The organism is Pseudomonas gingeri (assembly GCF_013385425.1).
Taxonomy (GTDB): domain Bacteria; phylum Pseudomonadota; class Gammaproteobacteria; order Pseudomonadales; family Pseudomonadaceae; genus Aquipseudomonas; species Aquipseudomonas gingeri_D.
The window spans coordinates 522,858-549,719 of sequence record NZ_JACAQA010000005.1 but is presented as its reverse complement, the minus strand read 5'-3'; the positions used below and the strand labels follow the sequence as shown (position 1 = coordinate 549,719).

Sequence of the window (26,862 nt, the reverse complement as noted above, 5' to 3'; positions counted from 1 at the left end):
GAGATCAAAGGAGCACAACCGGGCCCCTGGGAGCCCGGCCATAAAAACCTGCATCAGGCTTCCACCTGGCTCCATTGCTTGCTCAGGCGCTTGTCCGAAATCGGTGCCTTGGTCCCCAACTGCTGGGCAAACAGCGACACCCGATACTCTTCCAGCCACCAGCGATACAGCTCCAGTTGCGGATCGCGCTTGCCTTCCTGGGCATGCTTGGCCGCGCGCGCCTGGTATTGGGCCCAAAGTCCAGCCAGCTCAGTGCTCCAGACCCGGTCCTTCTGCACCTGGGACGGCAATTTTTCCAGGCGCAGCTCAATGGCCTTGAGGTAACGCGGCAGCTCCTTGAGCCAGACACCCGGCGTCTGCCGGACGAAACCGGGATAAACCAGCTGGCTCAGTTGCTGCTTGATGTCATTGAGTGCCACTGCCTGGGCCAGGTCGATCTTGCCCTTGAAGCGTTTTTGCAGACCGTGCCAGAGCTTGAGGGTCTCCAACGTCAGGCGCGCCAGGCGTTCGGCATGCTCGGTCCAGGCACCGCGCTTGCGTTCGGCCAGGGACGCCAGCCCGACGCCATCGCGCGGCAGGTTGTCCTCACCTTCCAGCACGCAGCTGTCGAGGCTCGCCAGCAGGATATCTTCGACCAGCGCCTCGACCCGACCCAGTTCGCGATAGAGCAAACCCAGTTCGGTCAGGCCCGGCAACTTGCCACGAAGAAATTTCGCCGGCTCGGCCAACTGCTGCAGCAGCAGGCGCTGCAAGGCCCGGCGATGCTGGAACTCGGCTTCGGCCGGGGTGGAGAAACGCCCTTCCTTGACCGTACCGCCCTCTTCAACCAGCGCCGGGTATACCGTCATCGACAGCCCGGCGATCTTCTGCTGGGTGCTCTGGGCCACCGTGGCGAATTCCTTCGCCTGCACCGGCTGTTGGCTTTTCGCCGTCTGCGGCACGGCCAGGGCCGCCTGGCTGGCTTCGGCAAAGCGCGCCGTCAACTCGGCCAGATCACGACCTTCGCCGAGGAACTTGCCCTGGGCGTCGACGATTTCCAGGTTCATCCGCAGGTGGCTTTCCACCTGCTGCGCCGCTTCGGCCCAGGCTTCATCGCTGACCCGCGCGCCGGTCATGCGCAGCAGCTCGCGGCCCAGGGTCTGGGGCAAGGAGCCCTCGGCAAACTCGATCCGTTGCAACGCCGCCTTGACGAAATCCGGCACCGGCACGAAGTTCTTGCGCAAGGCCTTGGGCAGGTTGCGCACCAGGGCGATGCACTTGGCTTCGATCACCCCCGGCACCAGCCACTCCAGACGCTCGCCGGGCAAGGCCGGCAGCAGCGGCGCCGGCACCCGCAGGGTGACGCCATCACGCGGATGGTTGGGCTCGAAGTGATAACTCAAGGCCAGGGCCAGGTCGCCCAGGTGCAGGGTATCCGGATAGTGCGCGGCGGTGACTTCACTGGCTTCGCGGGCGAGGACATCCTCTTCGCGCATGATCAACAGTTGCGGGTCTTTCTGGCTGTTGACCCGGTACCAGCTGTCGAAGGTCGCGGTCTGGTGAATCTCCGCCGGCAGGCGCGCGTCGTAGAAGGCGAACAGGGTTTCTTCATCGGCCAGGATATCGCGACGGCGGGCCTTGGCCTCCAGCTCGTCGAGTTGTTCGAGCAATTGCTGGTTGGCGCTCAGGCACCGGGCTTTCGATTGAATCTCGCCGCGCACCAAGCCTTCGCGGATAAACAGCTCGCGGGAAGCGACCGGCTCGATGGGACCGAAGTGCACCGGACGGCGGCCGACCACGATCAGGCCGAACAGGGTGATCTGCTCGAAGGCCACGACCTGGCCGCGCTTCTTCTCCCAATGGGGCTCGAAGTGGTTCTTCTTGATCAGGTGCCCGGCCAGGGGCTCGATCCAGTCCGGCTCGATCTTGGCGACCATCCGCGCATAGAGCTTGGTGGTTTCCACCAGTTCGGCGGCCATCAGCCATTGCGGACGCTTGCGGCCCAGGCCCGAGGACGGGTGGACCCAGAAACGCCGCTGGCGGGCGCCCAGATAGTCGCCGTCTTCGGTCTTCTGGCCGATCTGGCTGAGCAACCCGGACAACACCGCCTTGTGCAGCTTGGGATAGTCCGCCGGCTCCTTGTTGACGCTCAACTGCAGGTCGCGGCAGATCAGGCCCAATTGCCGATGGGAATCACGCCATTCGCGCATCCGCAGGTAATTGAGGAAATTCTTCCGGCACCAATTGCGCAACGCACTGGCGCCGAGGGCCTGGCGCTGTTCCTCGAAACCGCGCCAGACATTGATCAACCCGGCGAAATCCGAATCCACGTCCTTCCACTGCGCGTGGGCCTGGTCGGCGGCCTGCTGGCGCTCGGGCGGACGCTCACGCGGGTCCTGCACCGACATGGCGCTGGCGACGATCAACACTTCCTGCAGACTGCCGAGGGTGGCCGCCTCCAGCAACATGCGGCCCATGCGCGGGTCCACCGGCAGGCGCGCCAGTTGACGGCCCAACGGGGTCAGCTGGTTCTCGCGGGTGACCGCCGAGAGCTCCTGCAGCAGGTTGAAACCGTCGCTGATGGCCTTGCCGTCCGGCGGTTCGATAAACGGAAACGCCGTGATTTCACCGAGCCGCAGGTGCAGCATCTGCAGGATCACCGCCGCAAGGTTGGTGCGCAGGATCTCCGGGTCGGTAAATTCCGGACGGCCGTTGAAGTCGTCCTCGCTGTACAGGCGAATGCAGATACCCGGCTCGACCCGGCCGCAACGGCCCTTGCGCTGGTTGGCGCTGGCCTGGGACACCGCTTCGATCGGCAGGCGCTGGACCTTGGCGCGGTAGCTGTAGCGGCTGATGCGTGCCGTACCGCTGTCGATCACATAACGGATACCCGGCACGGTCAGCGAGGTTTCCGCGACGTTGGTCGCCAGCACGACCCTGCGCCCCGGATGGGACTGGAAAATCCGTTGCTGCTCGGCCGGCGACAGGCGCGCATATAAAGGAAGGATTTCAGTGTGCTTGAGCTGGGCCTTGCGCAGCATGTCCGCGGCGTCGCGAATCTCCCGCTCGCCGGGCAGGAACACCAGCACATCGCCCGGGCTCTTGCGCTCGCTGCGCTCGAAGGCGGCGATCTCGTCGAGGGTGGCGATAATCGCCTGGTCGACGCTCAAGTCTTCCTCGACGCTGTTGCCCTCTTCATCCTGTTGCGAGGTCAACGGGCGATACCAGGTGTCCACCGGGAAAGTCCGTCCGGACACTTCGACAATGGGTGCATCGTTGAAGTGTTTGGAAAATCGCTCCAGGTCGATGGTCGCCGAGGTGATGATGACCTTCAGGTCCGGGCGCCGGGGCAGCAGGGTTTTCAGGTAGCCCAGCAGGAAATCGATATTCAGGCTGCGCTCGTGGGCCTCGTCGACGATGATCGTGTCGTAGCGTTCCAGGTAGCGGTCGTTCTGGGTTTCCGCCAGGAGGATACCGTCGGTCATCAGCTTGACCAGGGTATTGGCCTCGCTCTGGTCCTCGAAGCGCACCTGATAACCGACCAGTGCGCCCAGGGGCGTGGCCAACTCGTCGGCGACCCGGCTCGCGACACTGCGCGCGGCGATCCGGCGTGGCTGGGTGTGGCCGATCAGGCCATGCTGGCCACGGCCGATTTCCAGGCAGATCTTCGGCAACTGGGTGGTTTTACCCGAGCCGGTTTCGCCGGCGATGATCAGCACCTGGTGCTTGAGCAACGCTTCCTTGATCTCGTCACGCTTGGCGGCGATGGGCAGGCTGTCGTCATAACGAATCAACGGCACGCTCTTGGCCCGGGCCGTGACCTGGGCGCAGGACGCCTGCATCCGCTCGACCCACTGGGCCAACTTGCTTTCGTCGGGCTTTTTGCGCAACTCGAGCAACTGCCGCCGCAACCGGTGGCGGTCGGCAATCATGGCCTGGTCGAGGTTTTTCAGCAGCTGGTCGATAGCGGGCGATTCGTCAGTCATCAGGTACGCAAAGGTCGTCTATTTTAGGCAGGCGCGGATTGTCGCAGATTTGCGCCGAAAAATGATGCCAACTGCGTTGCCGAACCACCCCAACGGGTTATTCGTTGCTCCAATCCTTGCGCCGATAGGGAAACACGTCGATCACTTTGCCCGCCCGAATCGCCTCTTGCAGGCCTTTCCAGTAGTCGGCGTTGTACAACTCGCCATGCAACTGGTCGAACAGTCGGCGCTGCGCCATGTCGGCAAACAGGAAGGGCGGGAACTCCTCGGGGAACACGTCCAGTGGCCCGATGGAATACCAGGGCTCCGAGGCCATTTCATCCTCGGGCGTGCGCGGCGCGGGAATGTGCCGGAAGTTGGCCTCGGTGAGGAAGCAGATTTCGTCGTAGTCGTAGAACACCACACGGCCATGGCGGGTGACACCGAAGTTCTTCAGCAGCATGTCGCCGGGGAAGATATTCGCCGCGGCCAGTTGCTTGATCGCCTGGCCATAATCCTCCAGCGCCTCGCGAACCTGGGCGTCATTGGCATTTTCCAGGTACAGGTTCAGCGGGGTCATGCGCCGTTCGGTCCAGCAGTGGCGAATCAGCACCGTGTCTCCTTCGACCTGCACCGTGGACGCGGCCACCTCCAGCAACTCTTCCAGGCACGCCGGCTCGAACTTGCTCAAGGGAAAGCGGAAGTCGGCGAACTCCTGGGTGTCGGCCATGCGCCCGACCCGGTCGACGCTTTTCACCAGACGGTACTTTTCGATCACCGTGGCGCGGTCGACGTTCTTCGACGGTGAAAAGCGGTCCTTGATGATCTTGAACACAGTGTTGAAGCCCGGCAGGGTAAACACGCTCATGACCATGCCACGCACGCCCGGGGCCATGATGAAACGGTCGTCGGTGTTGGCCAGGTGATTGATCAGTGCCCGGTAGAACTCGGACTTGCCGTGCTTGTAGAAACCGATGGAGGTGTACAGCTCGGCAATATGCTTGCCCGGCAGAATGCGCTTGAGAAAGCCGACGAACTCCGCCGGCACCGGCACATCCACCATGAAATAGGAGCGGGTGAAGGAAAAGATGATCGACACCTCGGCTTCGTCGGTGATCAGCGCGTCGATCTGGATGCCATGTCCTTCGCGGTGCAACAACGGGATCACCAACGGCCATTGTTCATCATGGGTGTAGATGCGCCCCACCAGGTAGGCGCCCTTGTTGCGGTAGAGCACCGAGGAGAACAGTTCGACGCTCAACTCCGGGTCCTTGCACACCCAGTCCGGCAGATTCTCCCGCAACCGGGCTTCCAGGCGCCGCAGGTCTCCCGGCAAATCGGCGTAGGCCTCGCTGAAGCTGTAGTCGGCGAAGATCTGTTCGAGCATGCCGGACAATTCGCCCTGGGGCCGATAGATCCGGGTCTGCGCCGCCCGCGCCCGGCGTAGGGAGGGCCGGGTGGTGTGGATAAACATGCAGCCGTCGCTGATCAGGTCGTGGCTGAACAGGCCGCAAAAGGTCGAGTTGTACCAGGTCTCCGCCAGTTCATCGTCGAAACGCAGGTCGATCAGGCTGATATAGGCGCTTTTCACCAGGGGCCAGAGCGTGACATCGAGCAAGGTACTTTCATCGAAACCGGCGCGCAGCCGGGCATTGACCTCGCCGACCTTCTCTTCATACAGGTTGATCCGCGCCGCCGAAGCCACCTGCCCTTCCTGCCAGCGCGCGCCTTCGAAACGGCTGCGGGCACCATCGGTGATCTGGCGAAAGTGCTCACGGTAATCATCGAAGCCATCGAGGATCATGCGAGCGATATCAGCGGCCGGCCATGGCTGCGGCATAGTGGAACCCCTGCGCTGTTTGTTCGAAGTTGTTCTGTTCGCGACTCGCTTGAGCTTAGAGGCCAACCCTCGGGCAACGCAACCATTGCCTTGCCAGTTACATGCGGTGACACTTGCCCGCCCTACCCTGCCAAGGAAGCCACCGTGAGACCCGTCGATATTCTGCGCATGTTCATGCTGGCCGCCGTCTGGGGCGCCAGTTTCCTGTTCATGCGGATCATTGCTCCGGTGCTCGGGGCCTTTCCCACCGCCTTTTTCCGTGTTTCGATTGCCGCTGTCGGCTTGCTGGTGATCCTCACGCTGATGCGCGTCAACTGGGACTTCAAAGGCAAGTTCAAGGTCTGCCTGATGCTCGGCGTGATCAACTCCGGGTTGCCGGCGACATTGTATTCGGTGGCGGCGCAAGTGCTGCCGGCCGGCTATTCGTCGATCTTCAACGCCACCACCCCGCTGATGGGCGTGCTGATTGGCGGCTTGTTCTTCCATGAAAAACTGAGCCTGAACAAGCTGGTGGGGATCTTCCTCGGGTTGTTCGGGGTGGCGGTACTGACCCGTGCCGGGCCGGTGACCTTTAACCTGGAATTGCTGATGGGGGCTGCGGCCTGCCTGCTGGCCACCACCAGTTACGGTTTCGCCGGTTTCCTGACCCGTCGCTGGCTCGACCATCAAGGCGGCCTCGATCCACGGCTTTCGGCCATGGGCAGCATGTTCGGCGCGACCCTGGTGATCCTGCCGTTCTTCGGTTACAGCGCTATCACCCATCCGCCGGCCAACTGGGGCGGGATAAGTGTCTGGCTGTCGCTGCTGGGGTTGGGCCTGGTGTGTACGGCGTTCGCCTACATCATGTATTTCAAGCTGATCAGCGATATCGGCCCGGTCAAGTCGATGACCGTGACCTTCATGATCCCGGCGTTCGGGGTGTTGTGGGGGGCGTTGTTTCTCGACGAACCGCTGTCGATGGCCCATGTGTATGGCGGGGTGTTGATTGCGCTGGCCCTTTGGCTGGTGTTGAAACCAGGGGCAGCGTTGAAAGCGGTCAGTGTGGCTGACCGCTAAATGTTGCGTTATGCCGACTGACGTCATTGCTGCAGGAGCAGAACGTGCTCGCGAGGGGGCCCTCAAGACCGCCAAAAGCTTCGCGGGCAAGCCCTGCTCCTACAGTTCGGCGTCGGATACAGATTTTGTGCACGCCATGGACCTGTAGGAGCCTGGCTTGCCAGCGAAGGGGCCCTCAAGATCGCTAAAAGCTTCGCGGGCAAGCCCTGCTCCTACAGGTTTATGCCGTATGCGAAATGTGTGTTCGACACCAAACTGTAGGAGCAGGGCTTGCCCGCGAAGGGGCCATAACCGGCGCAGCAGCACTCGGCTACTGCACCGACTCTCAGCGTTTAGCCAGCCTTGCGAAACACAAACACCAACCCGACGATAATCAGCCCCATCCCCAGCATGCTCAGCGCCGCCAAGCGATTACCGAAGATCAGGTAATCCATCACCGCCGTCACCGCCGGCACCAGGTAGAACAGACTGGTGACATTGACCAGATTCCCCCGGGCAATCAGCCGATACAGCAACAAGGTCGCCAGCACCGAGACCACCAGCCCCATCCACAGCACCGGCAGGATAAAACCGCTGCCGGTTTCAAAGTGGAACGGCTGGAACGGTACGAAAGCCCCGCACAGCAGTAACCCGGCCAGATACTGCACCGGCAGCGTGCCCAGAGGGTTATCGGTGATACGTTTCTGCATGATCGAGCCCAAGGTCATGCTGGCCAGGGCCAACAATCCGAACAGCATCCCGGCCAGGGACATCCCGGCCAAACCGATCCCCTGGTAAACCACCAGGATCAGCCCCGCCAACCCCAGCCCCAAGCCGAACATCCGGCTCCAGGAACGCTGCCGCTCCATCAGCACCGCGGTCAGGATCGGCTGTACCCCCATGATCGTCGCCATGACCCCGGGCGTGACCTTCAGGTCCAGGGCCAGCAGATAGAAAATCTGATAGGCCCCCAGCAGCACCAGCCCGGTCGCCGCCGCGTAGAACAACGGCTTGCCCATCCGCGGCAGCTTGAACTTGAGCAATGGCACCAACACCACCAACCCCAACAGGGCGATGGAAAAACGGATCAACAGAAAAGCGAACGGCGAAGCATGCGCCAAGCCCCACTTGGAGAAAATCGCCCCACTACTCCAGAGCAGGACAAACAGACTCGTCGAGGCCGCCGCGGTTGCGGATTGTTTGGAAAAAGCCAACATGGATACCACCCGTGATTCAGGCAAAAGCCGATTCAGCCCAAGGCTGAACATTCAGTAGTTTTTTTCAGGCGGGCACAGGGGAACAGCAAACGCTGCTGATCAGCCCGAAACGCCAACATCCGGCGGTGATACGACTGCGTACACCGGCGTGCTACTGACAGGTGGGGGGTAATGACTGATCTGCGCAGGCTGTTGGTTCCCGCACGGCACGACCACAGCGTTGAGCGCTGAATCGACTACCGCATTGAGAAAGGAAACCGGCATGGGCTGATCTTTTGCTGAGGGAGGTGAATCGGTTGAAACACCGAGCGCCGACTATAACCAGCGCCCGGTCGCAATTGCAACAGGTCAGCCGAACAGCCAATAGCCGAGGGCGGCGAACACCACTACCGCCAGCACTGGGCGCATGGCGCGATAAGCCTTCGGATTGGCACGCTTGAAACGCTTGACCACACCGCTGATGCTGTCGCTGAAGCGCTTGCTCCAGGCATAAGCCTGGTTGATCCCGCCGACCCGCTCATCATCGAGGTTCTGCGGCGCGGTGGCGCGGCCGAGGAAGGCGCTGACCCGGCGGTTGACCGCAGTCATGAAGCGGCTGCTCAGCGGACGCTCGATATCGCAGAACAGAATAACCCGGGTCTGCTCGGTTTCATTCTTGACCCAGTGCACGTAGGTCTCGTCGAACATCACGTCTTCACCGTCGCGCCAGGCGTAGACCTGACCATCGACGAAAATCCGGCAATCGTCAGAGTTCGGCGTGGACAACCCCAGGTGATAACGCAGGGAACCGGCAAACGGGTCACGGTGCGGGTTGAGGTGACTGCCACCCGGCAACAGGGCGAACATCGCGCCCTTGACGTTGGGGATCGAGTTCACCAGTGCCACGGTTTTCGGGCAGAGCAGTTCGGCCGACGGCAGGGCCTTGTCGTACCACTTGAGATAGAAGCGCTTCCAGCCCTTCTTGAAGAACGAGCCGAAACCGGCGTCGTTGTTCTTCTCGGCGGCGCGGATATAGCCCTCATCAAACAGATGCATGGCCTCTTCGCGGATCACTTCCCAGTTGTCCTTGAGCACATCCAGCTCGGGAAACTTGCTGCGGTCCAGGTAAGGCTTGGACGGTACACTGGAAAACAGGTACATCAAGGCGTTGTACGGCGCGAACGCGGCGGAATGGTTGACGAATTGGCGCAACAGGGGCAACCGCGCCTTGCCGCGCAGATGCACGTAAAGCGTACTGCCCAGGAACAGCAGCAGGACTGCGGCCTTGGCGGCAAAGGAAAAGGTCATTCAACACTCCTCGAAAATGGGCAACGCACGCGTGGCCTGTACAACTTGACTCACCCGACGTGGCAGCCGGCCATGATAAACATTACCGGCGCCGGGAAAAACCCATGCCTTCACAGATTCAACGTTGCCGATCCGGCAATAAAGCATCTGTTTAACAGGAAACCGCTGAACGGTAGCTGATCCAGATCAGCGGATTCTGCCCCTGCCCTCCAAACCGAGCGCGGCGCTACCCGGCTTACTGCTGAATTTCCTGCTCGCTGAACAGATCGCTGAACAACATGCTCGACAGATAACGTTCACCCGAGTCCGGCAATACCACCACGATGGTCTTGCCCTGCATTTCCGGCGTCTGCGCCAACCGCACGGCAACGGCCATGGCCGCGCCGCAGGAAATCCCGCAGAGAATCCCCTCTTCCTGCATCAGCCGCAGGGCCATGGCCTTGGACTCTTCATCGGTGACCAGTTCCACCCGGTCGACCATCGCCAGATCGAGGTTTTTCGGCACGAAACCGGCGCCGATGCCCTGGATCTTGTGCGGGCTGGGCTTGATCTCGGCCCCGGCCAGGGTCTGGCTGATCACCGGCGAGGTGGCCGGCTCCACCGCCACCGAGAGGATCGGCTTGTGTTTGGTCAGCTTGATATAACGGGAAACCCCGGTGATGGTCCCGCCAGTTCCGACACCGGCCACCAGCACATCCACCGCGCCGTCGGTATCGTTCCAGATTTCCGGGCCGGTGGTCTTTTCATGAATGGCCGGGTTGGCCGGGTTGTCGAACTGCGCCGGCATGAAGTACAGGGCCGGATTGCTGGCAACAATCTCCGTAGCCTTTTCGATCGCGCCTTTCATGCCTTTGGCCGGCTCGGTCAACACCAGCTCGGCGCCCAGCGCCTTGAGCACCTTGCGCCGTTCCAGGCTCATGGAGGACGGCATGGTCAGCAGCAGCTTGTAGCCCCGGGCGGCGGCGACGAAGGCCAGGCCGATGCCGGTATTGCCGGAAGTCGGTTCGACAATGGTCATGCCTGGCTTCAATTTTCCGCTGCTTTCCGCGTCCCAGATCATATTGGCGCCGATCCGGCATTTCACCGAATAGCCTGGGTTACGCCCTTCGATCTTGGCCAGGATCGTCACACCACGAGGCGCGATACGGTTGATCTGAACCAGGGGCGTATTACCGATGGAATGGGCGTTGTCGGCGAAAATACGGCTCATGACGGGGTCCTTTGGGCAACGGTGAGTTGGCTTTCAAGGGTATGCCCCGAGCTGGCGGGCGTCCAGTCATGGCGAACGTATAGCGTTGCCGGGGGTCCATCGCCTATAGACAACCTTCGGGACACCACCATGAAACGTCGTTACAGCTGGCCATTGTGGGGACTGGCGAGCCTGGCCCTGCTGCTGGTGGTCCTGGACCTGGCCCTGCCTTCCCTGGTGCGTCACTATTTGAATGAAAAACTCGCCGATATGGGCGATTACCGCGGCCAGGTGACGGATGTCGACCTGGCCCTGTGGCGCGGCGCCTACAAGATCAACGGCCTGGAGATCGTCAAGGTCACCGGCAAGGTGCCCGTGCCGTTCGTCAAGGCGCCATTGATCGACCTGTCGGTGAGCTGGAAATCCCTGTGGGAGAACCATGCGGTGGTGGCACAGGTGCTGTTCGTCAAACCGGAACTGAACTTCGTCGACGGCGGCGCCAACAACAAACAGGCATCCCAGACCGGTCAAGGCACCGACTGGCAGGCTCAGTTGGGCAAACTGCTGCCCATCACCCTCAATGAGGTGCGCATCACTGACGGGCATATCACCTTCCGTAACTTCAATTCCAAACCGGTGGTCAACCTGCAGGCCACCCAGGTCAATGCCAACCTCTACAACCTGACCAACGTCGTCGACCTCAAGGACCACCGCGACGCCCGTTTCGAGGGCAAGGCCTTGTTGCTCGGGCAAGCGCCCCTGGAAACCAACGCCACCTTCGATCCGCTGAGCAATTTCGAGGATTTCGAATTCCGCCTGCGGGCCACTGGCATTGAATTGCGGCGCGTCAACGACTTCGCTTCGGCCTACGGCAAATTCGATTTCAACGCCGGCAGCGGCGACCTGGTGATCGAGGCCCAGGCCCATAAAGGCCAGCTCACCGGCTATATCAAGCCATTGCTGCATGATGTCGAGGTATTCAACTGGCAACAGGACGTCGAGAACCCGGACAAGAGCATCTTGCGCTCGGTGTGGGAGGCTCTCGTCGGTACCGGCGAAACCCTGTTGAAGAACCAGCAGAAAAACCAGTTCGCCACCCGCGTGGAACTCAGTGGTAGCGTTCACCAGCAGGATATCAGCGCGTTCCAGGCCTTTTTGCAGATTTTGCACAATGGATTTATCCAGGCCTTCAATGCTCGTTACGAACAACCGCAGCCGACGACTGGCCAGAAGCCCTGACCGGGTCAGGATCTGACGCCCCATTCAGAGACTGAATAAGCCGTCTGCGTTCACACTCGACCGGGCGCCGCGTTATAGTCAGGGATGATTTTTTTCCGCCCGCCCCAAACCGGCCGGCGTTATCGTCCGAGGAATTGCAGATGAAGTTCGAAGGCACCCAGGCCTACGTTGCCACCGATGACCTGAAGCTGGCCGTGAATGCCGCCATCACCCTGGAGCGTCCGCTGCTGGTCAAGGGCGAACCCGGCACCGGCAAGACCATGCTGGCCGAGCAACTGGCCGAATCCTTTGGCGCCAAGCTGATCACCTGGCACATCAAGTCCACCACCAAGGCGCACCAGGGTCTCTACGAGTACGACGCGGTCAGCCGCCTGCGCGACTCGCAGCTGGGCAACGAAAAGGTCCACGACGTTCGCAATTACCTGAAAAAGGGCAAGCTGTGGGAGGCCTTCGAATCCGAAGAGCGGGTGATCCTGCTGATCGACGAAATCGACAAGGCCGACATCGAGTTCCCCAACGACCTGCTGCAAGAACTCGACAAGATGGAGTTCTACGTCTACGAGATCGATGAAACCATCAAGGCGAAAAAACGCCCGATCATCATCATCACCTCCAACAACGAGAAAGAGCTGCCGGACGCCTTCCTGCGCCGCTGCTTCTTCCACTACATCGCCTTCCCGGACCGCGTCACCCTGCAGAAGATCGTCGACGTGCATTATCCGAACATCAAGAAGGACCTGGTCAGCGAAGCCCTCGACGTGTTCTTCGACGTGCGCAAGGTCCCGGGCCTGAAGAAAAAGCCCTCGACCTCGGAACTGGTGGACTGGCTGAAACTGCTGATGGCCGACAATATCGGCGAAGCGGTGCTGCGCGAGCGTGATCCGACCAAGGCCATTCCGCCCCTGGCCGGTGCCCTGGTGAAGAACGAACAGGACGTGCAGCTGCTTGAACGCCTGGCGTTCATGAGCCGTCGCGGCAGCCGCTGAGTTCGCTTTTTTCAACAAAAGCGGGGGCGATTGCCATGCTGCTCAACCTGTTCAATGAAATGCGCGCCGCCAAGGTTCCGGTGTCGGTGCGCGAACTGCTCGATCTGATCAACGCACTGAAACAGCGCGTGACCTTCGCCGATATGGACGAGTTCTACTACCTCGCCCGGGCGATCCTGGTGAAGGACGAGCGGCATTTCGACAAATTCGACCGGGCTTTCGGCGCCTACTTCAATGGCCTGGAAAAACTCGACGACCATCTTCAGGCCTTGATTCCCGAAGAATGGTTGCGCAAGGAATTCGAACGCTCACTGAGCGCCGAGGAACGCGCGCAGATCCAGTCCCTCGGCGGCCTGGACAAGCTGATCGAGGAGTTCAAGAAGCGCCTGGAAGAACAGAAGGAACGCCACGCCGGCGGCAACAAATGGATCGGCACCGGCGGTACCAGCCCGTTCGGCTCGGGCGGTTTCAACCCCGAAGGCATTCGCGTCGGCGACGCCGGCCAGCGCCAGGGCAAGGCGGTCAAGGTCTGGGACCAGCGCGAGTACAAGAACCTCGACGACCAGGTCGAACTGGGCACGCGCAATATCAAGATCGCCTTGCGTCGCCTGCGCAAGTTCGCGCGCCAGGGCGCGGCGGAAGAACTGGATATCGATGGCACCATCGACCACACCGCTCGCGATGCCGGATTGCTGAATATCCAGATGCGCCCGGAGCGACGCAACACCATCAAGTTGCTGCTGTTGTTCGATATCGGCGGCTCGATGGACGCCCATGTGAAGATCTGCGAGGAGTTGTTCTCGGCCTGCAAGACCGAGTTCAAGCACCTGGAGTACTTCTACTTCCACAACTTCATCTATGAGTCAGTGTGGAAGAACAACCTGCGGCGGGGTTCGGAAAGCACGTCGACCCAGGACCTGCTGCACAAGTACGGGGCCGACTACAAAGTGATTTTCGTCGGCGATGCGGCCATGGCCCCCTATGAAATCACCCAGGCCGGCGGCAGCGTCGAGCACTGGAACGAAGAAGCCGGTTATGTGTGGATGCAACGCTTCATGGCCAAGTACAAGAAGCTTGTCTGGATCAACCCTTATCCCAAGGACACCTGGAATTACACCGCGTCGACCGGGATCGTTCGGGATCTCGTGGAGGACCAGATGTATCCGCTGACCTTGCGCGGGTTGGAGGAAGGAATGCGGTTTCTGTCCAAGTAGAACCGCATCGACCGGTCCGACGCACGATCCCTGTAGGAGCGAGCTTGCTCGCGATGGTCGTTAACGATGACGCGGGGCACCTGATCCCCCACGGTGCCTGGGCTACCATCGCGAGCAAGCTCGCTCCTACAGGGGGGCGGTGTCAGGCGAACCGGCGCATGAATTCGACCTGCTGCCGATGCGCCGTCTCCTGCACCACCGGCGCCAGCCTGATCTGGGTCCCTGGCAGACATTGCGCCAATCGCGCCAGCGACAATGGCGTCAACGCCCCCAAACGTGGATAACCACCAATGGTCTGCCGGTCGTTGAGCAATACAATCGGCTGCCCATCCGGCGGCACCTGGATCGCTCCCAGGGGAATGCCCTCGGAAATCATCGGCTCGCCCTGGTACTTCAACTCCGGCCCCAACAGCCTAATCCCCATGCGATCGGCGCGACTGTCCAGGGTCCAGACACTGTTGAATGCATCGAACAGACTTTGCCCGCTGAACTCACCGATCTGCGCCCCGAGCACCACCTGCAACGGCGCACTGGAACTGAAATCCGGCACCTGCGCCCCTGACAATCCTCTCGGCGTCGACGCCTCCCCGCGATACTCCAAACGCCCACCCTTGGCCAAGGGCCGCCCCATACCATCCAGCCCACCGAGTTCCTCACGAACCACACAAGCGGCACTGCCAAGGACCTGCGGCGCGATAAAACCACCCGGCGCCGCCAGATACGCCCGCGCCCCCGACAACGGCTGCGTCAATTGCAGACGCTGGCCTTTCCTCAAGACAAAACTGCACCAGGGTGCCAACGCCTGACCATCCACCCGCGCGCCGAGATCGGCACCGGCCAGGGCCAGGCAGCAATCCTCCTCAGCCACCAGCGTCAGCCCGCCCAAGGTCACTTCCACCACCGCGGCGTCCGGCGCATTGCCCAGCAGATGGTTGGCCCAGAACATCGATACCCAATCCAGCGCACCGCCCTGGGTCACGCCCAGATGACGCACGCCAAACCGCCCCGCATCCTGCAACAGGCACAGAGGTGTACTCGCCTCGATCGACAGATGGCTCATGCCAAGCCCTCCAGCGGCGTGTCATCGCCGCCCAACGTAATGAATTCAGCGTGATCGATCGCGGCAAAACGCACCGTATCGCCCGGCTGCATCAGGCTATAACCGTCACGTTCACGGTCGAACAGTTTGCTCGGTGTCCGCCCGATCAGGTTCCAGCCCCCCGGGGAAACCACCGGGTAAGCCGCGGTCTGGCGCTCGGCAATGCCCACGCTCCCCGCCGCCACCCGCTTGCGCGGCGTGCTGATCCGCGGCGCGGCCAGTCGTTCGTCGACCAATCCCATAAAGGCGAACCCCGGGGCAAAACCCAAGGCGAACACTTGATACTCGCGCTCGCTGTGACGGCGAATCACCTCGCTGACCGACCAGCCGCTGCGTTCGGCCAACAAGCCCAGCTCCGGACCGACACTCGGGTCGTACCACACCGGCAACACATGGCATTGACCGTCAGCCCCGCTGCTCGGGGTCAGATCGGTCAAGGCCTCGGCAATCAGCTCCCGGGCCTGGGACGGGCTCAACGCCAGCAGGTCGTAATGCACCATCAAGGTGGTATAGGACGGCACCAGGTCGATCAGGTGCCCGGCAAATCCTGCCCGCAAACGCTCGCCGGCGGCGAGCATCCACGGCATGTTTTCCTCGGCGATCACCTCGAACAGCCGCACCATCAGACAGTCGATCCCGACCACTTCGATCCGTGGCTTCATACGGCGGGCTGCCGATCCAGGGCCTCGCGGATACGCTGCACCGCAGCCACCGAACTGGCGTTGTCGCCGTGCACGCACAGGGTATTGGCCTGCAGGCGCAGCGCACTGCCATCGCTGGCGATAAGGTTGTCACCACGGGCAATGGTCAGGGCCTGCTCGACGATCCGTTCAGGCTCGTGATGCACGGCACCGGGCAACTGCCGGGAGACCAGGCGCCCGGCGCTGTCGTAGGCACGATCGGCAAAAGCCTCGAACCACAACTCGACGCCGTATTCATCGCCCAGGGCCTGGGCCGCGCTGTTGTCGCGCATCGCCAGCAGCATCAACGGCAGGTCCCCGCCGTAGGCGGCAATCGCCTGGATCACCGCCCGCAGTTGCTCGGGATTGGCCATCATGTCGTTGTACATCGCGCCGTGGGGCTTGACGTAACTGACCCGGGCGCCCTGCGCCCGGCAGATGCCGTCCAGCGCGCCGATCTGGTAATGCAGCAGATCCTGGATTTCCTGGGGCGTGCAGGCCATGGAGCGGCGGCCGAACCCCACCAGATCGGGATAGGCCGGATGGGCCCCGATACGCACATCGTTGGCCAGGGCCAGCGTCACCGTCTTGCGCATGATGCTCGGATCGCCCGCGTGATAACCGCAGGCCACATTGGCGCAATCGATAAACGGCATGACCTGCGCATCCAGACCCATGGTCCAGTTGCCATAGCTTTCGCCGATATCGCAATTCAATAACAAGCGGCTCACGGTGGTTGCTCCTGTGGGCTTTTAACTTTTCTTAATGTGGGACTTTTCGCAAATACCCACAGATTACTGCGCTTCGAGTTCCTTGCCACGGGTTTCCGGCAGGCTCAGGGCCGCGAGAATCACCACGCCGTAGGACACGGCGGCAAAAGCGCCGATCCCCAGGCTCAAGGACACTTTCTGGCTGAGCAGGCCGATCAGCAGCGGAAAAAACGCCGCCAATGCCCGCCCGATGTTGTAGCAAAAACCTTGGCCCGAACCGCGAATCCGCGTAGGGAACAGTTCGGTGAGAAACGCGCCCATGCCGCTGAAAATCCCCGAGGCGAAAAAGCCCAGGGGCAAGCCCAGCCAGAGCATGACTTCGTTGCTGACCTGCAGCTGGGTGTACAACAGCACGATAATGAAGGAGCCGACGGCGAACAGGATGAAGTTCTTCTTGCGCCCCAGCAGATCGGTCAGGTACGCGCTGATCACATAACCGATGTAGGAACCGGCGATCACCATGGCCAGGTAACCGCCCGTGCCGAGTACGCTCAGGCCGCGCTCGGTCTTCAGATAGGTCGGCAACCAGGCGGTGATGGCGTAATAACCACCCAGCGCGCCGGTGGTCAACAGGGAAGCCCGCAGGGTCGTACTGAGCATGCCCGGGGCAAAGATCTCGTAGAAGTGCGTCGGGTTGCTCGGGGCTTCCTGGTTCTTGGCCTGGCGATAGACCTCCGGGTCCTTGACCAGGCGCCGAACGAAAATCACAAAAATCGCCGGCACGATGCCCAACACGAACAGGGCACGCCAGGCGTCCTCGGGCGGCAGCAGGGAAAACAACAATGCATAGAGGATCGCGGTCAAACCCCAGCCCAGGGCCCAGCCCGATTGCACCATGCCGACCGCCTTGCCGCGATCCTTGGCGCGGATCACCTCGCCCATCAGCACCGCACCGGCGGTCCATTCCCCGCCGAAACCGAAGCCCATCAAGGTCCGGGCCACCAGCAACTGGTGGTAGTTCTGGGCAAAGCCGCAGAGAAAGGTGAACACGGCGAACCAGAGCACCGTCAGTTGCAAGGTGCGTACCCGGCCGATGCGGTCGGAGAGAATCCCGGCGATCCAGCCACCAAGGGCCGAGGCAATCAGGGTACTGGTGGAAATCAGCCCGGCCTGGCCGGTGGTGAGGCCCCAGAGGGCGATCAACGTCGGGATGACGAAACTGAGCATCTGGGTGTCCATGCCATCCAGGCCGTAACCGATCTTGCAACTCCAGAACGTACGACGCTCCTGCTGATCGAGGTTGCGATACCAAGTGAACGGACCGGGTGGGCCCTCGGCTTGGGTGACATCCAGCGAGCCTGGCGTAGTCATGGGGGAAGTTCTCCGCATAAAACTTATTGGTATTGTTCTGGCGACCAGCGGGGCATAGGCTTATCGTGCCTGACCGGTCGAAGGCCATTTTTCGTTGGCCGTGCCCTCTGCGTCCAACTAATTAAAGTCCTGCCCTGGCATAAGAAAAAGTTGATTGCATGAACCTCAAATTTCTCGAGACCTTCGTCTGGGTAGCACGACTGAAGAGTTTTCGCCTGACGGCGGACAAGCTCTTCACCACCCAGGCGTCCATTTCCAGCCGTATCGCGGTGCTCGAAGGTGAGCTCGGGGTGAAGCTGTTCCTGCGCGATTCACGCGGCGTCAGCCTGACTCCCGAAGGGCTCAAGGTGCTCGACTATGCCGAGCAGATGATGGACACCATGCAGGCCCTCAAGCATGCCATCGAGATCAGTTCGACCAAGGTCGGGCGCCTGCGCATCGGGGTGATGGACACGGTCATCCATACCTGGCTCAGCCCGTTGGTGGCGCAGATGTCGGATCGTTTTCCGCTGGTGGAAATCGAACTGGTGGCCGATACCGCGCTGAACCTCTGCGATCAGCTGCAAAAAGGTTTTCTCGACCTGGTGCTGCAAACCGACCTGTTGCGCCAGGAATCGATTCGCAGCCTGAAGCTGATCAGCCACCCGATGGGCTGGGTGGTGGCCAGCAACTCGATCTATAACCGCGAATACGCAAGCCTGGCCGAGATCGCCCGGGAGCGCATCGTGACCTTCTCGAAAAACTCGCGGCCGCATCAGGAAATCCTGGGCCTGATGCAGGTCCATGGCGTGCCGACGCCGCGGCTGAACTGCGTCAACTCGGTGTCGGCGATTACCCGGCTATTGCGTGATGGTTTCGGTATCGGCGCCCTGCCGTCGGTGCTGGTGCGCGAAGAGCTGATGCGCGGCGAGTTGACCTTGCTGGCCTTGGACGTCCGCCCGCCGAACCTGGAAGTGGTGGTGTCCTGGCGGGTCGGCGTGGAGTTGGTGGAGGAAATTGTCGCGCTGTGCCAGGAGGTCTTGCACAGCTATGCGGACAAGATGGGCGAGCAGTATGTGGTCCTGAGCAAGCCCGCCCTCCCCGGTCAATAACCTCGTTCGCGCCGCGCCAGGCGTTCACGCTGGCGCTTGCCGCCCAGCACCACCCAATCCACCAGGCGGAAGAAGCCTTCGATCACGAACGAGAACAACAGCGCCGCGCCCATCGCCCAGCCGATCGCCTCGGGCGACAACAGGACCTGGTAGGTGTAGCCCTGCAAGGTTTCCTGGCGGATATCCGGATCGGCCGCATACGCCACCTGTAACGCGCGTTTGTACCAGGGGCCCTGCATCGCCTGGAACTGGTCGTCCAGCAGGCGCTGACGGGTGAGCAAGTTGCCAAGGCTATCGGCATCGCTGCGGAACACCGGGTCGTCACTGGCGCGATAATGCGCCACCAAGGCCTGCAGATCACCGTTGAAGAACTGCTCGGCGGTCTTCTGGAAACCCTGGAGGTTGGTCTGCGCTTCTATCAGATGCGCTTCGACCCGCTTGGCATAGTCATTGATAAAACCCGGTACCTGGACACCGATCAACAGCCCCAGGGTAAACAGAATCAGCCGCAGGTAACTCAACCACATAACGGACTTCCTTATTCGGTTTGGCCCTGGCTGACGCATTCACCGCGTCGCCACAGACTCCATTGGCCCGGTTCGTAGCGGGTCCAGGTTTCGTTTTCGGTCAAAGGTTCGGTGGCGATCACCGTCACCACGTCATTGGGCGTGGTTTCGGCCTGGAAGTCGACGATCACATCGACATCCTTCAACCGCGCCGGCCCGAACGGCGCGCGCCGGGTGATTTGCGCCAACTTGGTCGAGCAATAGCAGAACAGCCAGTCGCCGTCGCTGAGCAGGCAGTTGAACACGCCCTTAGCGCGATATTCGGCACAAGCCTGGACCAGGGACGGCAGCAGTACTTCGATGTCCACCGGCTCCGGAAAGGCCTGGCGCACACGGTTGAGCAGGTCGCAGAAGGCCGCTTCGCTGTCGGTATCGCCTACCGGACGATAAAAGCTGGTCGGCGGCTGGAAGTCCGCCAACTGGCCATTATGGGCGAAACACCAGTTGCGGCCCCACAGTTCACGGACAAAGGGATGGGTATTGGACAGGCAGACCTTGCCGACATTGGCCTGGCGGATATGCCCGATCACCACTTCGCTCTTGATCGGGTAACGCTGCACCAGGTTCGCGACCTCGGACTCGCAGCTCGCCGCCGGGTCCTGGAACAGCCGCAAGCCACGGCCTTCGTAGAAGGCGATGCCCCAGCCGTCACGATGGGGGCCGGTACGCCCCCCGCGCTGCATCAGGCCGGTAAAGCTGAAAACGATATCGGTCGGTACATTGGCGCTCATGCCCAACAATTCACACATGCTCGGACTCTCGCTTCAATGCAGTGACGCGCTTACAGACGCGGTTCGACCCGCGGGCGACCATTGCCACCGGTCGGCGGCTGACGGCCAAAACGCTCGTTGCGCTCGGCTGCGCTGAACGGTTGATCGTCTTCCTCGGGCTCGGTCGCCGGGACAGTGCCGGCCGCGACGGGCTGCGGGCGACGGGCCTTGATGGAGCGCTCGATGGGCCAGCGGATCAGCGCGAAGAGCAGATAGACGCCCACGGCGATCATCAGGTACATGAACAGATCGGAAACCGCGCGCCAGGCGTTGTTGCCGACCTTGAACATCAGGTCCAGGGCTGTAATGGCCACCGCCGGGGCGAATTTTTCCTTCACCGGGTCGATAATGGTCGGGCTGAACAGCAGCACCGCCATCACCACCCGCAGCGGCTCCCGCAGCCAGCGCCAGATCCAGCGGGTCAGGCGAAACCACACCAACAAGCAGCCCAAGGCGGCGAAGGCGTAGCAGCCCCAGGCGATCAAATAGTCGTTCTCGGTCATGGTGTCCATGGCAAGGCTGGCAAGTAGACGCTTATGATAACGGCTTTTCGCCGGTCCGGCTGCCCCGCCGTCAGCGATCAGCCAACAGAGAGTTGCCCATGTCCTTCGATAGCAACGTCAACAGCGCCCCGATTGCCCGCCGCGACGCGGGCGCGGACCCTTACGCCTGGTTGCAGGAACGCGACAGCGATGCCGTGCTCGACTACCTCAAGGCCGAAAACAGCTACCAGGAAGCGCAACTGGCCGATCAAGGCAAACTGCGCGAAAGCCTGTTCGAGGAGATCAAGGCGCGGATTCTCGAAACCGACCTGTCCCTGCCCTCGCCCTGGGGACCGTTCCTGTACTACACCCGCACCACCGCCGGCGACGAATACCCGCGGCATTACCGCTGCCCGCGTCCGGCCGATGGCAGTCTGACGGTGGATGAAAGCGCCGAAACCCTGCTGCTCGACCCCAACATACTGGCCAAGGGCGGCTTCTTCTCCCTCGGTGCCTTCAGCGTCAGCCCGGATCACCAACGCCTGGCCTACAGCCTCGACACCAGCGGCGAAGAAGTCTATCGCCTGTACGTCAAGGAGCTCGACAGCGGCGCGGTCAGCGAACTGCCGTTCGAGGACTGCGATGGCAGCATGACCTGGGCCAACGACAGCCAGACGCTGTTTTTTGCCGAACTGGACGACACCCATCGGCCCCACAAGCTGTACCGCCACCGCCTCGGCGACAGCACGGCCGAGGAAGTCCTGCACGAAGCCGACGGGCGCTTCTTCCTGCACTGCTACCGCAGCAGTTCCGAACGCCAACTGGTGGTGCTGCTCAACAGCAAGACCACCAGCGAAGCCTGGGCCCTGGACGCCGATACCCCGACCCAGGCCTTTACCTGCCTGGCGCCACGGGTCGAAGGCCACGAGTACTTCGTCGACCACGGCCAGCACCAGGAACAGTGGAGCTGGTTTATCCGCAGCAACCAGGACGGCATCAACTTCGCCCTGTTCCACGCCCCGGACCATGGCGTACCGGGCCGCGACGACTGGCAATTACTGGTGCCCCACGACGACCAGGTGATGCTCGAAGGCCTGACCCTGAACGCCTCGGCCCTGTGCCTGAGCCTGCGTGAAGGTGGCTTGCCGATCATCGAAGTGCGCCCCCAGGGCCTGCCGAGCTATCGCGTGCACCTGCCGGATGCCGCCTACAGCCTCTACGTGCAGGACAGCCTGGAATTCACCAGCCAGACCATCCGCCTGCGTTACGAGGCCCTCAATCGGCCGGCCCAGATCCGCCAACTGACCCTGGCCAGCGGCGAACAGAGCGTCCTCAAGCAGACCCCGGTGCTGGGCGATTTCGACCCCGACGCCTACGTCAGCCAGCGTCTCTGGGCCACCGCCGCGGACGGTACCCAGGTACCCATCAGCCTGGTGGTCAAGCGCGAACTGCAAGGCCAGGCCACCCCGCTCTATCTCTACGGCTACGGCGCCTACGGCGAAAGCCTCGATCCGTGGTTTTCCCACGCCCGCCTGAGCCTGCTGGAACGCGGCATGGCCTTCGCCATCGCCCATGTGCGTGGCGGCGGCGAACTGGGTGAAGCCTGGTATCGCGCCGGCAAGCAGGCGCACAAGCAGAACACCTTCGACGACTTTATCGCCTGCGCCGAGCACCTGATCGCCGAAGGCCTGACCACCTCGAAACAACTGGCCATCAGCGGCGGCAGTGCCGGCGGCCTGTTGATCGGTGCCGTGCTCAACCAGCGCCCGGAGCTGTTCCAGGCCGCCATCGCCGAAGTGCCGTTCGTCGATGTGCTGAACACCATGCTCGACCCGGACCTGCCGCTGACCGTCACCGAATACGACGAATGGGGCAACCCCGAGGAGCCCGAGGTGTACGCGCGGATCAAGGCCTACGCACCGTATGAAAACGTCCGCGCCCAGGCCTACCCGGCCGCCCTGGTGATCGCCGGCTACAACGACAGTCGCGTGCAATACTGGGAAGCGGCCAAGTGGGTAGCGAAACTGCGCGCCACGAAAACCGACGAGCATCTACTCTTGCTCAAGACCGAACTGGACGCTGGCCATGGTGGCATGAGCGGTCGTTATCAGGGATTACGTGACGTAGCCCTCGAATACGCCTTCGTGTTCAAGGTTCTCGGCCTGGTCTGAGGAACTCTGCCCGGCCCCCTTGTCTTAACCCTGGGCCGCCGGGCTTTAATGCCCGCACAGAACAACAGGCAACAAGAAAAGACCGTGAGCCATGTCAGAACCGACCTTACTGAATAACGAAATCCGCGACATGCTGATGGACAGCGGTTTGTTCGCCAGCCTGCTGCCGGCGGATTGCCTCGCCGCTGCCGGCTATTTCAGCATCAGCAGCGTCGCCAAGGGCGAAGCCATCTTCAATGAGGGGGATGCCGGGACCTTCATGTGCATCATTCACTACGGCAGCGTGAATGTGCAGAAGAGCAACGCCGAGGGTCAACCGGTGGTGATCGCCACCCTGCGCGCCGGTAGAGCCTTTGGCGAGATGGCGGTGCTCGATGGCGAGCGGCGCTCGGCCAGTTGCGTGGCCGCCAGTGATTGCCAGTTGCTCAACCTGGGCAAGGATTCCCTGGAAAAGATGCTCAACGATGCGCCGAAGATCGCCGCCAAGATCATCCGTGCCATCGCCATTGCGCTGTCCAGGCGACTGCGCATGGCGGACGGCCAACTGCTCTCGCAACAGATCTAGCTGGAGGTCTCCTTCGCCTTATCCGTCTTGTCGCTTTTATCGTTCTTGTCCGTCTTGTCGTTCTGTTCCGGACCCGGTTGGGTCTGGTCCTTGGGCGGCTGCGGCAACTCGATGCTGGGCAGCGGCTCGCCGGGTTTTGGCGGTGTGCGCGGGGTGATCTGCGGGGACGGCGTCGGGGTGGCCGTGCTCGGCGCTCCCGGTTTCGGCGTGACCGGTATCGGCGAGAGATCCTCGGCCCGTACCGTGGTAATGGTAAGCGCGGTCAATGCAATGACCGCTACAATAGCGCGTTTCATCAATGGCTCCGTTGCCAGACTTCTCTGTCTGCCATCAGGCTACTCGCAACGCGGCTATTTTGCCCCTCCCAATGAGATTTCCATGAAACGTTTCGTTCTGCTGGACACCGCTCCGATTCCTGAAAACGGCGGTGCCCTGTGCCTGTTCGAGTATGGCGAAGACTTCGTGATCAAGATCCAGGGCGGTGACGGCGGGCAATTGATGAACACCCGCATGCACGGCTCCGAAGATGCCCTGGCGGAAATTCCCTGCCGCAAGGTCGCCGGCCGGCCGCAATCGCGGGTGCTGATCGGCGGCCTCGGCATGGGCTTCACCCTGGCCGCGGCCCTCAAGCACCTGGGCAAGACCGCCGAAGTCGTGGTCGCGGAACTGGTGCCCGGCGTCGTCGAATGGAACCGCGGTCCGCTGGGGGAAAAAGCCGGCCGGCCGCTGGATGACCCGCGCACGGTGATCCGCCTGGAAGACGTGGCCAAGGTCCTGCAGGCCGAGCCCAACGGCTTTGATGCGATCATGCTCGATGTCGACAACGGCCCCGAAGGCCTGACCCAGAGAGCCAACAGCTGGCTCTACTCGGCGGGCGGCCTGAGCGCCTGTGCCAAGGCCCTGCGGCCCAAGGGCGTGCTGGCGGTGTGGTCGGCCAGCGCCGACAGCCACTTCAGCGACAAGCTGCGCAAGGCCGGCTTCAAGGCCGAGGAAGTCCAGGTCTATGCCCACGGCAACAAGGGCACGCGCCACACCATCTGGATCGCCGAGAAGCTCAAGAACTGAGCTAAACTTTGCCGCATAACCGTCATTAACCTATTCGACAAGGTGACCCCATGAGTTCGGCCAACCCTCCCTCCCATACCGCCAAGCTGGACCGCATCCTGGCCGATGCGAAACGCGATAAAGAGATGGGCTATCGCGACAAGGCGCTGAAGATGTATCCGCACGTGTGTGGTCGCTGCGCCCGTGAATTTTCCGGCAAGCGCCTGAGCGAGCTTACCGTGCACCACCGCGACCACAACCATGACAACAACCCGCAGGACGGTTCCAACTGGGAACTGCTGTGCCTGTTCTGCCATGACAACGAGCACTCGCGCTACACCGACCAGCAATACTTCGGCGACGGCTCCCTGAGCAGCCCGAAGATCGCCAAGGCCACCCACAACCCGTTCGCGGCGCTGGCCGGGTTGATGAAGAAAGACGAGTAAAAGCTACACCGTGAATCGCTGAACCAGCACGTTCAGGTCGCCACCCAGGCGCGACAGTTCAAGGCTCGCCGTCGCCGTGCGGGCACTTGACTGCGCCGATTCGTCGGCGATATCGCGCACGCGGGCCAGATTGCCGCTGATCTGTTCGCAGGCGCGGGTTTGCTGATCGGCAGCCGTGGCAATCTGTGAGTTCATCGACTGGATCAACGACGCCGACTGGCGAATTTCACTGAGCACGCCACCGGCCTCACGGGCCAGGATCACACTGGACAGGCTCATGTCCTGGCTCTGGCGCATGATCGCCGTGGCCTGTTCGGTACCGCCATGCAGGGCCGCGATCAACCCCTCGATTTCCTCGGTGGAACGCTGGGTACGCTGGGCCAGCGCCCGCACCTCATCGGCCACCACTGCAAAGCCCCGCCCGGCGTCACCTGCGCGAGCCGCTTCGATGGCGGCGTTGAGGGCCAGTAGATTGGTCTGCTCCGCCACCTCGCGGATCACCCCGAACACCCCGCCGATACGTTCACCGTCTTCACGCAGACGCTCCATCGCCAGGGCGGAACGATCGACGTTGAGTACCAAGGCTTCAAAGTGCTCGATCGCCTGGGTCACCACGCGGTTGCCCTCGACGCTGCGCCGCTCGGCCGCCTGCGCCGCCTCCGAGGCCTGCTGCGCGTTACGGGCGATATGCTGGGCACTGTCGACCATTTCACCCATGGCGCCGGCAACCTCTTCGGTCTGCTGGCGCTGCTGCGAGACTCCCGCGCTGCTATGGGCGGTGATCGTCGACAAGCCTTCGGCGGCCTGGGTCAGTTGACGCGTGCCTGCGCCGATGCTGCCGATCAGTTGGCGTAGGTGCCCGGCCATTTCCCGCATGGCCGTCATCATCTGCCCCAGTTCGTCACGCCGATGGCTTTCCAGGTTACCGGTCAGGTCGCCCGAGGCGATCTGCCGGGCCAGGGTCAGGGTCCGCTTGAGCGGCGGAACGATCTGCCGGGTCATGGCCCAGGCGGACAGCAAGCCCAGCAACAGCGCCAACCCGCCCGCCAGCAGCAGCTCGCCACGGGCCATCCGTACATCGTGAGCGCGTCCCTGTAGTTGCAGTTGATAGACCGCTGCACTCAGTTGCTGCAAGTCACCCGCCTGCGCCAGCATCGCCTGCTTGGCCTGCTGGCTCTTGAGCACGCTGGCGCTGAAGTCCACGACCCGATCCTGGTAGATCACCGCCGCCTGCAACGCGCCCAGCAAGGGTGTCTGCAAAGCATCACCCGGCAGTTGCCCGTACAAGTCGTTGCCCTGCACGCGAATGCGGTCGGCCATCTGCGAAACGCGCAACTGCGCCTCGGGTTGTGGATCGGCGATATACAAACGCACCTGATCGCGCAATTGCGCCATCAGCCATTGCAGCTCGGCCACCGCCTGCGCCTGATCGATGGTGACCGCCGGATCGCTGCGCATCTGCTGGAAGAGTTGGGTACGCAAACGCGTCAACTGCTCGGCGATAGTCTCCATCACCGGCACCATGGCCTTTTCCGCTTCCCGGGCCTGGCGTCGGGCCGCGACGAACTCGGCAAAACTCTGTTGATAGGCCCGGGCCACCTCGCGGATACGTGTGAGAGTCGTCTGTGCGTCGGTTTCCAGGCTCATCTGCAGCTTGTCGACACCGGCATACAACGCCTGCATCTGCCCGGCATAGGCATCCACCGCCGCGCTTTGCCCGGTGCGGTCGAATTCGTTTTCCTGCAGGCGCACGGCGGCGATCTGGGTGTCCAGCGAGACACTGTCCACCAACGCCTCGCTGCGCATCGTCAGTTGCCCGATGCTGTACCAGGCAATCGCACTCAGCAGCGCCGTGAGCAGCAACACGATGCCAAACCCCAGGGTCAACTTGCGACGTACCGAAGCGCCCATCAACC

At 62.1% G+C, this 26,862-nt stretch carries 23 protein-coding genes and 1 pseudogene; 9 read left to right on the top strand and 15 right to left on the bottom strand.

Annotated features, from left to right (window positions below):
• Positions 1 to 53: 53 nt before the first annotated feature.
• Positions 54 to 3,965: an ATP-dependent RNA helicase HrpA gene (gene hrpA / locus HX830_RS10325; protein WP_177100021.1), complete on the bottom strand. Its 3,912-nt coding sequence runs from the start codon at positions 3,963 to 3,965 to the stop codon at positions 54 to 56.
• 97 nt (positions 3,966 to 4,062) lie between these two features.
• On the bottom strand, positions 4,063 to 5,784 hold the full coding sequence (aceK, locus tag HX830_RS10320) for a bifunctional isocitrate dehydrogenase kinase/phosphatase (protein ID WP_177100019.1): 1,722 nt from the start codon (positions 5,782 to 5,784) through the stop codon (positions 4,063 to 4,065).
• Between the two features lie 144 nt (positions 5,785 to 5,928).
• Here aceK and HX830_RS10315 point away from each other — a divergent pair, with 144 nt between their 5' ends.
• Complete coding sequence (locus HX830_RS10315; RefSeq protein WP_177100017.1) at positions 5,929 to 6,840, top strand: EamA family transporter; 912 nt, start codon at positions 5,929 to 5,931, stop codon at positions 6,838 to 6,840.
• Positions 6,841 to 7,172: 332 nt separating this feature from the next.
• Here the strand turns inward: HX830_RS10315 and HX830_RS10310 are convergent, their stop codons facing one another.
• The 3 genes from HX830_RS10310 to cysK form a co-directional block, all read right to left on the bottom strand.
• Entirely contained in the window at positions 7,173 to 8,036 is an 864-nt protein-coding gene (locus tag HX830_RS10310; protein ID WP_152738310.1) for a DMT family transporter, read from the bottom strand.
• 348 nt (positions 8,037 to 8,384) lie between these two features.
• A complete protein-coding gene (locus HX830_RS10305; RefSeq protein WP_103498698.1) occupies positions 8,385 to 9,323 on the bottom strand; it encodes an aspartyl/asparaginyl beta-hydroxylase domain-containing protein in 939 nt (312 codons plus the stop codon).
• A 235-nt stretch (positions 9,324 to 9,558) separates the two neighbouring features.
• Positions 9,559 to 10,533 (bottom strand): cysteine synthase A, encoded by a 975-nt coding sequence (gene cysK / locus HX830_RS10300; RefSeq protein WP_177100016.1) that lies wholly within the window; start codon positions 10,531 to 10,533, stop codon positions 9,559 to 9,561.
• A gap of 129 nt (positions 10,534 to 10,662) precedes the next feature.
• On the opposite strand from cysK, the gene HX830_RS10295 reads away from it, so the two are divergent.
• The 3 genes from HX830_RS10295 (at position 10,663) to HX830_RS10285 (ending at position 13,951) form a co-directional block, all read left to right on the top strand.
• On the top strand, positions 10,663 to 11,751 hold the full coding sequence (locus tag HX830_RS10295) for a DUF748 domain-containing protein (RefSeq protein ID WP_177100014.1): 1,089 nt from the start codon (positions 10,663 to 10,665) through the stop codon (positions 11,749 to 11,751).
• A 140-nt stretch (positions 11,752 to 11,891) separates the two neighbouring features.
• Entirely contained in the window at positions 11,892 to 12,737 is an 846-nt protein-coding gene (locus HX830_RS10290; RefSeq protein ID WP_100938900.1) for an AAA family ATPase, read from the top strand.
• Positions 12,738 to 12,772: 35 nt separating this feature from the next.
• Complete coding sequence (locus tag HX830_RS10285; RefSeq protein WP_103498695.1) at positions 12,773 to 13,951, top strand: vWA domain-containing protein; 1,179 nt, start codon at positions 12,773 to 12,775, stop codon at positions 13,949 to 13,951.
• A 142-nt stretch (positions 13,952 to 14,093) separates the two neighbouring features.
• Here HX830_RS10285 and HX830_RS10280 read toward each other — a convergent pair whose 3' ends face one another.
• The 4 genes from HX830_RS10280 to HX830_RS10265 form a co-directional block, all read right to left on the bottom strand.
• Positions 14,094 to 15,011, bottom strand: coding sequence for a biotin-dependent carboxyltransferase family protein (locus HX830_RS10280; protein ID WP_103498694.1), 918 nt, complete (start codon positions 15,009 to 15,011; stop codon positions 14,094 to 14,096).
• Complete coding sequence (gene pxpB / locus HX830_RS10275) at positions 15,008 to 15,712, bottom strand: 5-oxoprolinase subunit PxpB (protein WP_177100012.1); 705 nt, start codon at positions 15,710 to 15,712, stop codon at positions 15,008 to 15,010. The genes HX830_RS10280 and pxpB overlap by 4 nt, the downstream gene beginning before the upstream one ends.
• Positions 15,709 to 16,461, bottom strand: coding sequence for a 5-oxoprolinase subunit PxpA (locus tag HX830_RS10270; protein ID WP_103498692.1), 753 nt, complete (start codon positions 16,459 to 16,461; stop codon positions 15,709 to 15,711). The genes pxpB and HX830_RS10270 overlap by 4 nt, the downstream gene beginning before the upstream one ends.
• A 63-nt stretch (positions 16,462 to 16,524) precedes the next feature.
• A complete protein-coding gene (locus tag HX830_RS10265) occupies positions 16,525 to 17,811 on the bottom strand; it encodes an MFS transporter (protein WP_103498691.1) in 1,287 nt (428 codons plus the stop codon).
• Positions 17,812 to 17,969: 158 nt separating this feature from the next.
• On the opposite strand from HX830_RS10265, the gene HX830_RS10260 reads away from it, so the two are divergent.
• Positions 17,970 to 18,902, top strand: coding sequence for a LysR family transcriptional regulator (locus tag HX830_RS10260; protein ID WP_103498690.1), 933 nt, complete (start codon positions 17,970 to 17,972; stop codon positions 18,900 to 18,902).
• Here the strand turns inward: HX830_RS10260 and HX830_RS10255 are convergent.
• Genes HX830_RS10255 through HX830_RS10245 form a run of 3 tightly spaced genes read right to left on the bottom strand, consistent with a single transcriptional unit; the run spans position 18,896 to position 20,819 of the window.
• Positions 18,896 to 19,429, bottom strand: coding sequence for a DUF2937 family protein (locus HX830_RS10255; protein WP_103498689.1), 534 nt, complete (start codon positions 19,427 to 19,429; stop codon positions 18,896 to 18,898). The two genes, HX830_RS10260 and HX830_RS10255, sit on opposite strands and share 7 nt — an antisense overlap.
• 11 nt (positions 19,430 to 19,440) lie before the next feature.
• Positions 19,441 to 20,217 (bottom strand): class II glutamine amidotransferase, encoded by a 777-nt coding sequence (locus HX830_RS10250; RefSeq protein WP_103498688.1) that lies wholly within the window; start codon positions 20,215 to 20,217, stop codon positions 19,441 to 19,443.
• A gap of 32 nt (positions 20,218 to 20,249) precedes the next feature.
• Positions 20,250 to 20,819: an MFS transporter gene (locus tag HX830_RS10245; protein ID WP_177100234.1), complete on the bottom strand. Its 570-nt coding sequence runs from the start codon at positions 20,817 to 20,819 to the stop codon at positions 20,250 to 20,252.
• 20 nt (positions 20,820 to 20,839) lie between these two features.
• Between HX830_RS10245 and HX830_RS10240 the strand changes: the two genes are divergently transcribed.
• Both HX830_RS10240 and HX830_RS10235 read left to right on the top strand, forming a co-directional pair.
• On the top strand, positions 20,840 to 22,891 hold the full coding sequence (locus tag HX830_RS10240; RefSeq protein WP_177100010.1) for a S9 family peptidase: 2,052 nt from the start codon (positions 20,840 to 20,842) through the stop codon (positions 22,889 to 22,891).
• A 91-nt stretch (positions 22,892 to 22,982) separates the two neighbouring features.
• Complete coding sequence (locus tag HX830_RS10235) at positions 22,983 to 23,456, top strand: cyclic nucleotide-binding domain-containing protein (RefSeq protein ID WP_152738293.1); 474 nt, start codon at positions 22,983 to 22,985, stop codon at positions 23,454 to 23,456.
• On the opposite strand, the gene HX830_RS10230 is transcribed toward HX830_RS10235, so the two are convergent.
• Positions 23,453 to 23,752, bottom strand: a complete 300-nt coding sequence (locus HX830_RS10230; protein WP_152738290.1) for a hypothetical protein — start codon at positions 23,750 to 23,752, stop codon at positions 23,453 to 23,455. The genes HX830_RS10235 and HX830_RS10230 overlap by 4 nt on opposite strands.
• 82 nt (positions 23,753 to 23,834) lie before the next feature.
• Between HX830_RS10230 and HX830_RS10225 the strand changes: the two genes are divergently transcribed.
• Together HX830_RS10225 and HX830_RS10220 are read left to right on the top strand one after the other, a co-directional pair.
• Positions 23,835 to 24,521 (top strand): spermidine synthase, encoded by a 687-nt coding sequence (locus HX830_RS10225; RefSeq protein ID WP_152738287.1) that lies wholly within the window; start codon positions 23,835 to 23,837, stop codon positions 24,519 to 24,521.
• A gap of 50 nt (positions 24,522 to 24,571) precedes the next feature.
• A complete protein-coding gene (locus HX830_RS10220) occupies positions 24,572 to 24,946 on the top strand; it encodes a YajD family HNH nuclease (protein WP_103498682.1) in 375 nt (124 codons plus the stop codon).
• Positions 24,947 to 24,949: 3 nt separating this feature from the next.
• Here the strand turns inward: HX830_RS10220 and HX830_RS32470 are convergent, their stop codons facing one another.
• Both HX830_RS32470 and HX830_RS32465 read right to left on the bottom strand, forming a co-directional pair.
• On the bottom strand, positions 24,950 to 25,663 hold the full coding sequence (locus tag HX830_RS32470; RefSeq protein ID WP_371317489.1) for a methyl-accepting chemotaxis protein: 714 nt from the start codon (positions 25,661 to 25,663) through the stop codon (positions 24,950 to 24,952).
• A 141-nt stretch (positions 25,664 to 25,804) separates the two neighbouring features.
• A pseudogene (locus HX830_RS32465) lies at positions 25,805 to 26,857 on the bottom strand (methyl-accepting chemotaxis protein); the annotation flags it as partial.
• Positions 26,858 to 26,862 lie beyond the last annotated feature (5 nt).